Origin of the sequence: Ensifer adhaerens (assembly GCF_001270265.1) — a bacterium.
Lineage (GTDB): Bacteria > Pseudomonadota > Alphaproteobacteria > Rhizobiales > Rhizobiaceae > Ensifer > Ensifer adhaerens_B.
On the sequence record NZ_LGAP01000065.1, the window covers coordinates 1 to 9037 of the forward strand.

Annotated in this window: 10 protein-coding genes and 2 pseudogenes; 2 read left to right on the top strand and 10 right to left on the bottom strand. The window is 61.2% G+C overall.

What is annotated here, in order from left to right; all coding sequences use genetic code 11:
- Positions 1-236 (top strand): annotated as a pseudogene (locus tag AC244_RS38545) (hypothetical protein); the annotation flags it as partial.
- Between the two features lie 42 nt (positions 237-278).
- Here the strand turns inward: AC244_RS38545 and AC244_RS34520 are convergent.
- A complete protein-coding gene (locus AC244_RS34520) occupies positions 279-1181 on the bottom strand; it encodes a LysR substrate-binding domain-containing protein (protein WP_053253327.1) in 903 nt (300 codons plus the stop codon).
- Between the two features lie 94 nt (positions 1182-1275).
- Between AC244_RS34520 and AC244_RS38715 the strand changes: the two genes are divergently transcribed.
- Positions 1276-1398, top strand: a complete 123-nt coding sequence (locus AC244_RS38715) for a hypothetical protein (RefSeq protein ID WP_268750808.1) — start codon at positions 1276-1278, stop codon at positions 1396-1398.
- A 364-nt stretch (positions 1399-1762) separates the two neighbouring features.
- Here the strand turns inward: AC244_RS38715 and AC244_RS34525 are convergent, their stop codons facing one another.
- The 9 genes and pseudogenes from AC244_RS34525 to AC244_RS34565 all read right to left on the bottom strand — a co-directional run bounded on the left by AC244_RS34525 (position 1763) and on the right by AC244_RS34565 (position 8797).
- Positions 1763-3202, bottom strand: coding sequence for a DegQ family serine endoprotease (locus AC244_RS34525; RefSeq protein ID WP_414735994.1), 1440 nt, complete (start codon positions 3200-3202; stop codon positions 1763-1765).
- Between the two features lie 362 nt (positions 3203-3564).
- Positions 3565-3951 carry an ACT domain-containing protein gene (locus AC244_RS34530; protein ID WP_053253329.1) on the bottom strand — a complete coding sequence of 129 codons (387 nt, stop codon included), beginning with the start codon at positions 3949-3951 and terminating at the stop codon, positions 3565-3567.
- A 6-nt stretch (positions 3952-3957) separates the two neighbouring features.
- Positions 3958-4143, bottom strand: coding sequence for a DUF2065 domain-containing protein (locus AC244_RS34535; protein WP_025427670.1), 186 nt, complete (start codon positions 4141-4143; stop codon positions 3958-3960).
- Positions 4144-4150: 7 nt separating this feature from the next.
- A complete protein-coding gene (gene hflC, locus AC244_RS34540; RefSeq protein ID WP_053253330.1) occupies positions 4151-5074 on the bottom strand; it encodes a protease modulator HflC in 924 nt (307 codons plus the stop codon).
- Positions 5071-6156, bottom strand: coding sequence for an FtsH protease activity modulator HflK (gene hflK / locus AC244_RS34545; protein WP_053253331.1), 1086 nt, complete (start codon positions 6154-6156; stop codon positions 5071-5073). The genes hflC and hflK overlap by 4 nt, the downstream gene beginning before the upstream one ends.
- 213 nt (positions 6157-6369) lie before the next feature.
- Positions 6370-7038: a dihydrofolate reductase gene (locus AC244_RS34550; protein ID WP_053253332.1), complete on the bottom strand. Its 669-nt coding sequence runs from the start codon at positions 7036-7038 to the stop codon at positions 6370-6372.
- Between the two features lie 192 nt (positions 7039-7230).
- Positions 7231-7836 (bottom strand): glutathione S-transferase, encoded by a 606-nt coding sequence (locus AC244_RS34555; protein ID WP_053253333.1) that lies wholly within the window; start codon positions 7834-7836, stop codon positions 7231-7233.
- Between the two features lie 155 nt (positions 7837-7991).
- Positions 7992-8258, bottom strand: a pseudogene (locus AC244_RS38550) (thymidylate synthase); the annotation flags it as partial.
- Between the two features lie 275 nt (positions 8259-8533).
- Positions 8534-8797, bottom strand: a complete 264-nt coding sequence (locus AC244_RS34565) for a hypothetical protein (protein ID WP_053253335.1) — start codon at positions 8795-8797, stop codon at positions 8534-8536.
- Between the last annotated feature and the right edge of the window lie 240 nt (positions 8798-9037).

The following is a 9037-nucleotide window of genomic DNA, read 5'->3' on the forward strand; positions in this document are numbered from 1 at the left end:
GCGGCAGGGGCAAGGTACGCGCCGTGCTGTTCATGGCCGCCCTCGTCGCCAGCCGACACAATCCCGCCCTCAAGGCCTTCCGCGATCGCCTGGTCGCAGGCGGCAAACCCAAGATCGTCGCCATCGTGGCACGAATGCGACCGCGTTGCCACACACTAACCTTGCCAACCGGCGACGTGGGTGCGGCTGGCGTCTCTCTCCCCGCCTGCGGGGAGAGATGTCCGGCAGGACAGTGAGGGGCGGCCCCACCCAGCGCACTTCCCAGAACCACTCGAAGCTCAACTTCCGCGCCCTGCCCCCGGATAACTCCGCTCGACCCAGGCGGCGAACGCCTGCGCAGCCTCCGACAGAGCATCAAACCGGCGTGCCACCAGAAAGAAGGCGCCATAGGGCACGGAGATATCGAACGGCTGCAGCAAGCGGCCGGCCTCAAGGTCGCCGCGCACAGAATCACGGTCGATCAGCCCGACGCCGTTGCCGCGCAGCGTCGCCTGCAGCACCATGGCGCCATCATTGAAGATTGCGCCCCGCTCGATGCGCGCCGGCCCCACGCCGGCGGCGGCAAACCATTGCTCCCAAAGCTCGCGATTGTCCTCGTGCAGGAGCGCATGCTGCATGAGATCGACCGGCGTCGAAAGCGGCCTGCCGGACCGGGCGAGCTCCGGCGCGATCACCGGGATCATCTCCAGCGCAGCAAGTCGTCGGGCCTCGACGCGCGGCCAGGAAGAGTGCCTCGCGCTATGGCGGATGGCGATATCGGCGTCGCCGCTGCGAAACTCCACCAGCCGTGGATCGGCATCGATCAACAGGTCTATCTCGGGATGTTCGCTCTGGAACTGCGCCAGATGCGGCACCAGCCAGCAACCGGCAAAACACGGCTCGGCGCTGACCCTCAGCGTATGGGTAAGCTTGCGCCCGGACAGCGCCTCCAGGCTGTCGCCCACCATATCGAAGGCCGATGTCAGCACCGAAAGCAGCGACCGCCCCTCCGCCGTCAGGCTGACGCTGCGGTGACGCCGTTCGAACAGTGGCCGGCCGACGAAGTCCTCCAGTTCGCGGATCTGCCGGCTGACTGCGGCCTGCGAGACGAAGAGCTCGCCGGCGGCCAGGGTGAAGCTTTCGAGCCGGCCCGCCGCCTCGAAACTCCGCAACGCTGTCAGGGGTAGACGGCCGCGCTTCATGCATAACCTCAAGTCATCCGAACGCGACTTTAAACTCGTTTGAGACCTGGCGGCAAGTGCGTTGAAATGAGGGGACAGAAAGGAGGATCCGGCCATGTCTGCCATCCTCGAAACCCTGATCGACGCGCTGCGGCTGATGACCTTTCAACCGCTGCGGCACAGCGCCCACCGCACCCGATCGGAACGGACCAGGAGCATGTCCTGCGCCGAAGACTAACGGACTTGTCCCACCATGCCGCATTGCCCCCAACAGGCTGCAGGCGGCACCTCTGGAGCATTTCCAGGAAAAGTGCGAAGCGGTTTTCCGTCAGGAAATGCGTCAAAACAAAGAGATAGAGCGTGTCTGCGACTCCGTCTAAACCGGAAACGCTCTAAGACAGTGGCTGACATAGCCAGTCGCCGCAGCGCAGGGCGCCAAGCGGAACGCGCAAAGGGCGCCGCATAATTCCCTCCTCAAATCGATGCCGTTTCGAGGGAACACGCAGCGTTGAATCGAAACGTCAGGGGTCGGAATCGATCTGTGAAAGAGGGCCGCGATGGACCTGAAAGGATTCAGGAAAATGCCATCGCGCCAGACCATCCTATTCCATGCGCACCGTGACGAAGCGCAGTTCGCCGGTCTTGTTGGAAAGCATCAGCAGCGCATTGCGCCGGCCGTCGGATTTCAGCTCTTCGACACGTTCGGAGACGTCGTCAGGCGTATCCATCGCTTCCTGGCCGACCTCGACGATAACGTCGCCCGGCTCCACCCGGCGTTCCGCCGCGGCAGACCCTGCCTGTACCTCGGCGATCACCACGCCTTCGACATCGTCGGCGATGCCGAACTTCTTGCGGCTTTCGGCATTGAGCGTGGTCAGCTTCATGCCGAGCACCGTGTCGGTGGCGGGCAGCACGGCCGCAGGTGGCTGGTCGCCCTTTTTGTCCTCGCCGCCTTCGTCATTGGTGGTCGCCGAGGCGTTGGCGAGGTCCTCGCCGTCCTCCAGCCGCCCGAGCGTGACCTTGACCGTCTGCTCCTTGCCATCGCGGATGATCACCACGTCGACGGCCTTGCCGACGGTGCTTTCGGCGACCGCGCGCGGCAGGTCGCGCATCTCGGAGACGTCCTTGCCGTCGAACTTGATGATGACGTCGCCTGCCTTGATCTCACCCTTGGCGATCGGCCCGCCCTCGATGATGCCCGACACCAGCGCGCCGCGCGGCGAGGCCATCTTCAGGCTTTCGGCGATATCGTCCGTAACCGGCTGGATGCGCACGCCGAGCCAGCCGCGCCGCGTTTCACCGAAATCCTTCAGCTGCAGCACGACATTGGCGGCAAGCTCGGTCGGAACGGAGAAGCCGATGCCGATCGAGCCGCCCGACGGCGAAATGATCGCCGTGTTGATACCGATCACCTCGCCCTGCATGTTGAACAGCGGGCCGCCGGAATTGCCGCGGTTGATGGCAGCGTCGGTCTGGATGAAATTGTCGTAGGGGCCGGCATTGATGTTGCGGCCGCGCGCCGAGATGATGCCGACGGACACCGAACCGCCGAGGCCGAACGGGTTGCCGATCGCCATGACCCAGTCGCCGATGCGCATCTTGCGGGAATCGCCGAAGGGAACCGCCTTCAACGGCGTTTTCGGCTCGACCTTGAGCACCGCCAGGTCGGTCTTGGTATCCTTGCCGACCAGCTTGGCCTTGAGCTTGCTGCCATTGGCGAAGATCACCTCGATATCGTCGGCACCTTCGATCACGTGATTGTTGGTGACGATGACGCCGGCCGGATCGATGACGAAGCCGGAGCCGAGCGAATTGACGGTGCGCTGGCGGTTGCCGCCCTTGTCGCCCTGCCCCTTGAAGAACTCATCGAAGAAGTCCTGGTAGGGCGAGCCCTCGGGCACCTGCGGCGTCGGCGCATTGTCGTCGTTCTTGACGCTCTGGGACGTCGAAATGTTCACGACCGCATCGAGCAGGCCGGCCGCAAGGTCGGCGACGGATGCGGGGCCATTGCTCGGCGGGCGAACGGCGGCCGTCTGCGCCATCGCCGTGTTGGAAAGAAGCAGCGTGGCGGCCAGCGCCAGCGCGCCGAAGGTTTTCGATCGAGTGGACAATTCGCGGAGCTCCTCACGTTGTCTCGGCGGTGCGGTACCGGCAGGGATACCGCGTCATGCGATGCTCTGCAGCCCCATGCGTCCGACGAGGCGCAAGGGTCGCTGCAGCGACTTTGATTTGCCGCATGATTTATCCCTGGGTCGATACCGACCCGAGGAACCATGCAGATGGCGACAGCGACGCGATCCGGGGATCGCGCTCCGCCCGATCTTCCAGTGAAGATACGGCGGAATTCAGAAGCGTCCAGACACGATTTTCTGATCCGCCCGAAAGAGCGGATACTGAGCGTAGATCAGATGGTGATCTCGTGCCCGTGTTCTTTCAGCGCCTGCACCGCCTTGTCGAGATCGGAACCGGCCACGAAGATATAGTCGGTGCTGAAGGTCGAATTGGCAAAGACGCCGACACCCGCGGCCGACAGCGGCCTGAGCACGGAAGAAAGCACGCCGGGCACGTCGAAGCTGAAATGCTGTTCGATGCGGAAGCAGCGCCAGCCGAGCGAACTCTGGGTGCTGGAGGGCACGCGCGCGGCGCGGCAGACGAGGGTCATTTCCTCTCGCGAGCTGGACACGGTCCAGAAACCCGGCCCCGGCAGCCATTCCGGCATCTGGGAACCGACATTGAGACGGGTGATCGCATATTCGGCGTCGACCAGCCGGATCAGCAGTTTATGTGGCATTTCGCATTATCCTCGAAGCAACCAGACAAGTCCGACCCCGGCGGCAACGGAAAATACCCCGGCCAGTCGAAGCTGATGCTCCGGGACATAAGGCAAACGCTTCGCCAATTCCACTAAAACCAAAGGGGCCAGTGCGTACACCAGCCCCTCGATGATCAGGAAAAAAGCGATCCCGGTCAGAAAGTCGGACATTGTCCGCTTAGTTCCCGGTCGTCGGTTGCGTGGTTGTCGCAGCCGGCGCAGTGCCTTCCGAGTCATTGAAATAACGGAAGAATTCCGAATGCGGCGACAGCACGAGCGTCGTATCCGAGCTGCCGATGGACTCCGTATAGGCGTTCATCGAACGGTAGAATTCGAAGAACTTCGGATCGCGCGCAAACGCGTCGGCAAAGGTCCTCGTGCGTTCGGCTTCGCCCTCACCACGCAGGATTTCCGATTCGCGCTGGGCGTCGGCGACGATCTCGACGACCTGACGGTCGGCGATGGCGCGGCGGCGCTGGCCGGCTTCGTTACCCCTGGCGCGGATCAGTTCGGCTTCCGCCAGACGCTCGGCCTTCATGCGGTCGAAGGTCTGCTGCGAGACTTCCTGCGTAAGGTCCGTGCGACGGATGCGAACATCCTCGATGTTGAGGCCGAGCGATTCGGCGTCGGTCTTGAGGTCGGCACGAACCTCGCGCATCATCGATGCACGTTCGTCGGACAGTGCCGCCTCGAAGCCACGCAGACCGTAGACGCGACGCAGCGATGCGTCGAGACGGGTGCGCAACCGAGCCTCGGCCGAGTCACGGTCGCCCGAAACGGTTTCGCGGAAGCGGCGGGGATCGGCGATCTTGTAGACGACGAAGGCGTCTACTTCATAGAACTTGCCGCCCGAAACCTGAACGCGGATGTTGTCGAGATCGAAGCGCAGGGCCTGATCCTCGACATATTGCACGCGATCGGCATCCATGAAGGCGAAGGGCAGCTTGAAGTAAAGGCCCGGCTCGGTCTTGACGTCCTGGATCTGACCGAAGCGGACGACGATCGCCTGCTGGCGTTCGTTGACCACGAAGACCGACGAATAGAGCCCGACGAAGACGACGGCGAGCAGGATCAGGATGATTGAGGTACGATTGTTGATCACTGTGCACCTCCCGACTGTGCAGGTCGGATTTCATTGAGCGGCAGATAGGGCACGACGCCCTGCCCGTTCTTCTCGTCGATGATCACCTTCTTCGACTTGCCGAGCACGCCCTGCATCGTTTCGAGATAGAGACGCTTGCGGGTTACGTCAGGCGCCTTGGAGTATTCGTCATAGACCGAGATGAAGCGCTGGGCCTCACCTTCCGCTTCCTTGACCACGCGCCCCTTGTAGGCGGCGGCCTCTTCACGGATCTGCGCGCCCTGACCGCGGGCCTTGCCGAGGATCTGGTTGGCATACTGGTTAGCTTCTTCGACGAAGCGGTCTTCGTCCTGTTCGGCACGCTGCACTTCATCAAACGCGTCGGCGACTTCGCGCGGCGGTGCCGCGTCTTCGATCGCCACGGTGTTGACGGAAACGCCGGCACCGTAGCTGTCCATCGTTGCCTGGATCGTGCTCTTCACGTCGGCGGCGATCGCCTGACGGTTGTCGCGGAAAATGTCCTGGGCCGGACGACGGCCGACCACTTCGCGCATGGCGCTTTCGGCGACCTGCTGCAGCGTGTCGGCCGGATTTTCGACGTTGAAGAGGTAGTGCTTCGGATCCGTGACCGAGAACAGCACCGAGAACTGGACGTTGACGATGTTCTGGTCGCCGGTGAGCATCAGGCCGGCATTCGACTGACCGCTGTTGCGGCCGCCGATGTTCTGCTGCTGCTCGGTGATCTTGACGAACTCGACGGTTTCGAGCGGCCAGAAATGATAGTGCAGGCCCGGCATCGAGATCTCGTCCTTCGGCTTGCCGAAGCGCATTTCAACGCCCCGTTCATCCGGCTGGACGGTATAGATCGAGTTGATGAGGATGAAGCCGACGATCAGCAGGCCGACGATGGCGAAGACGCCGCCGTTAAAACCGCCGGGAACGACGTTCTTCAGTTGATCCTGGCCACGGCGAATGATCTCCTCGAGATCCGGCGGCCCGCCTTTGCCGCCGCGCGGCCGGTTCGGCCCCTGGCCCCATGGCCCCTGATTGCCGCCGCCGCCGCCCCAAGGGCCGCCGCCGCCATTCTGATTGCTCCAGGGCATCAAAACCTCTCTTTTGAATACTGCTCACGCTGAACTACCGCGCGAATGCACGGACGTCCACGATATGAACCCGTTATAGGTATGACATGCATCGCTTTCAACGCGATACGCCAGAGTTCACCGTAAATGGTTCAAAATAGTTGACGAATGGGCCTTCGGAGCGTGGCCCGGCGGCGCAAGGTCACGAAATGCATGGCAAGATCGACCGTCGCGTTACCCGCCAAGATGCTCAAGAAAGTTCAATTGGTTGAGTTCGACCGTCTTTTCGGCGTTGGCGCCATTCTCATCAGCAAATTTAGACCAGTTGAGTTCGAACTCCGTATCCCTATGCATAAATTCCGTCATCAATCGTTCGCGGTGAACCTCCCTGCGGCGAACAATGTAAGATATGCGGAACGCAAAGTCGTCCACTTGTGACTTTGGGAACTCCTTTTCGTATCGGTAGTACCATTCGTCAGAAGGGAAATCGTAGTCAAACTTAGCATCGCCATTGATGGGGCCGCTAAAGACATCCGTAAGAAATATCTTGTTTATATATCTATCAAATACGGAATAGATCCGTTCACCGCCAATGACAAAGAATTGCTTCTTGTCCATCGAGATTGAATAAAAATCAGCAAGCAAGAGAGCAGTTTCTGGATCTCTGGCCCATTTCACGTTAGCGGTGTCAGTAACGTTATCGCGCGAGAGAACAATGTTAACTCGGTTCGGCAGTGGCCGCCCTAAAGACTCAAAAGTCTTCCGCCCCATAATAATTGCATGTCCCTGAGTAAGGGACTTGAAGTTCTTGAGGTCGGTTCCGAGATGCCAAGGCAGTTTGTTATCAATTCCAATTATGCGATCGGGATAACTTCTCGCCACTACAGATACAGCAGAGGGCATTTTCGCGCGCTGTTTCTTGGACACTGACTCTACCTTCCTCGAACTCCCGGCGCAGCCTAATGCGCCGGTGGCTTCATGTCAGAGATAAGCCACCAAGACAATCATCCAGTCGGCGACAATCCGACCGCGCGCCATTATACATACTTTCCACAGCGCAGGGCCAAGCGCGTGCACTCACGTAACGAACGCATTTCAGTCATGGAACCCATTCGGTTTGCTGTCTATTTCCCTGGCCCTGACATAGGCCGCCCGGTCTGTCACCACCCGGATATAACGGTCGACGACCTCGCTCTCGGGCAGGATCTTTCGCATCCATTGCAGCGCGCTTGCAAGCAGCAGGTCGGCAGCACTCATCGTCGGGCCAAGCAGATAGGTCTGCCGGCTGAGCACGTCGATCACATGGGCGCACATTTCGCTGTAGAGCCGCGCCTGCGCCGGATTGTTGATCGTCGCGCCGGTGATATGCGCAAGCGCCGTCGGCTCGATGACGCCGGCGTAATAGGCAAGCCAGGAGAGATAGGCGCCGCGCTCGGGATGGCCAGGTGCCCGGCCGAGGCTGCACTCCGGATGAAGATCGGTGAGGTATTGCACCACGGCCGCCGATTCCCAGATCAGCGCGCCCTTGTGCAAAAGCGCCGGCACCTGCTTGTGCGGATGCGGGTTGTCGTCGTCGGGCGCGCCGGTGCCGTCCCAGCGGCGGATCGAGACATAGCGAATCTCGTATTCCGCACCGATCTCCTCGAGCAGCCAGACAATGCGCGACGAGCGCGACAGCGGTGCGTGGACGAGCGTCAGCATCGAAACCTCCCGGCAGTGCCGCGCGCCAAACAAGGCACGCAAGGAACACTGCAACGCTTGAATTATGTAAGCGGCGGCAAACCCTCCCGGTCTCCCGCCGTCACGCGAATGCCCGTATCGACTGCCCTGCCAGCACCACCCGAGCCGGCGCCACGTCAGACGGCAATCGGCGCCTTGATCCTTGAATCAGCTTGATAGCCGATAACGGTAAGGTCTTCAAACCGGGCCGAAAACAGCTCCTTGACATCAGGATTGGTCCGCATCGCCGGCAGCGTCTTCTGCGTGCGCGTCAGCTGCGGCCGCGCCTGGTCGAAATGGTTGTGATAGATATGCGCGTCGCCGAAAGTATGGACGAAGTCTCCCGGTCTCAGCCCGGTCACCAGCGCCACCGTCATCGTCAGCAGCACGCAGGAGGCGATGTTGGGTTCAAGTGTTATCATACTGGAATGCATAGCCGCGTCACAGAACTGCCGCAAGCGTCTGAGCGCGCCCGCAGCGGGAACCTCAATAGTGCAGCGTCGCGGGCGCGCGTTCACTCCAGCAAATGTGATGTGGTTGCGGGGGCACGAAGCCTTCAGCGGGCGGGATGAACTGCCGTCAGGAGACATGCTACCGGCCGTACCTCAGACGAGGCAAGCGCAAGTACGCAACAGTAAAGACGGGACCGCTCGATCAGCTCCGAGGATGCCGTCAATGCTCATTTGCGTCCCGCCTTTATCAAGCAGATTGCAAGCACGTCTTCCTCGATGCCCCGACAGATGGATTCGAATTCGGAGATGAGATCCTTGTCGCGTCCGCCCAGGCGGCGCTGCCTTTCCAGCATCTCGCTTGCCTCGCCATAGGCCTCACACAAACCAGCAACAGAAGCGTTGCTGGCGCTCAGAAGCTGCAACTGGCCGCGAACGGTGGGCAGTTGCAGCATGAGTCTGAGAAGCCCCAGTTGCTTGTTGTCCGAAGCCATGGGTCAGTTCCGCCAAAACGATCAATGCCCCTTGCCGATCTGCAGTTGGAGCCATCCGACGCAACGCATCCGGGCCTTGGAGCCGACGATGATCGCTTGCTCTTGCCTTCAGTGTATCCATCCGAGCAGGGCCGCAGGACTTGTGCGATCGCGCGTGGTAACCTGGCGGAATGGAGATCGACGAAGGCAAAATGGACGACGTGGTTTTGGCGTTGGTATGGCTGACGCGTCACAACGAGC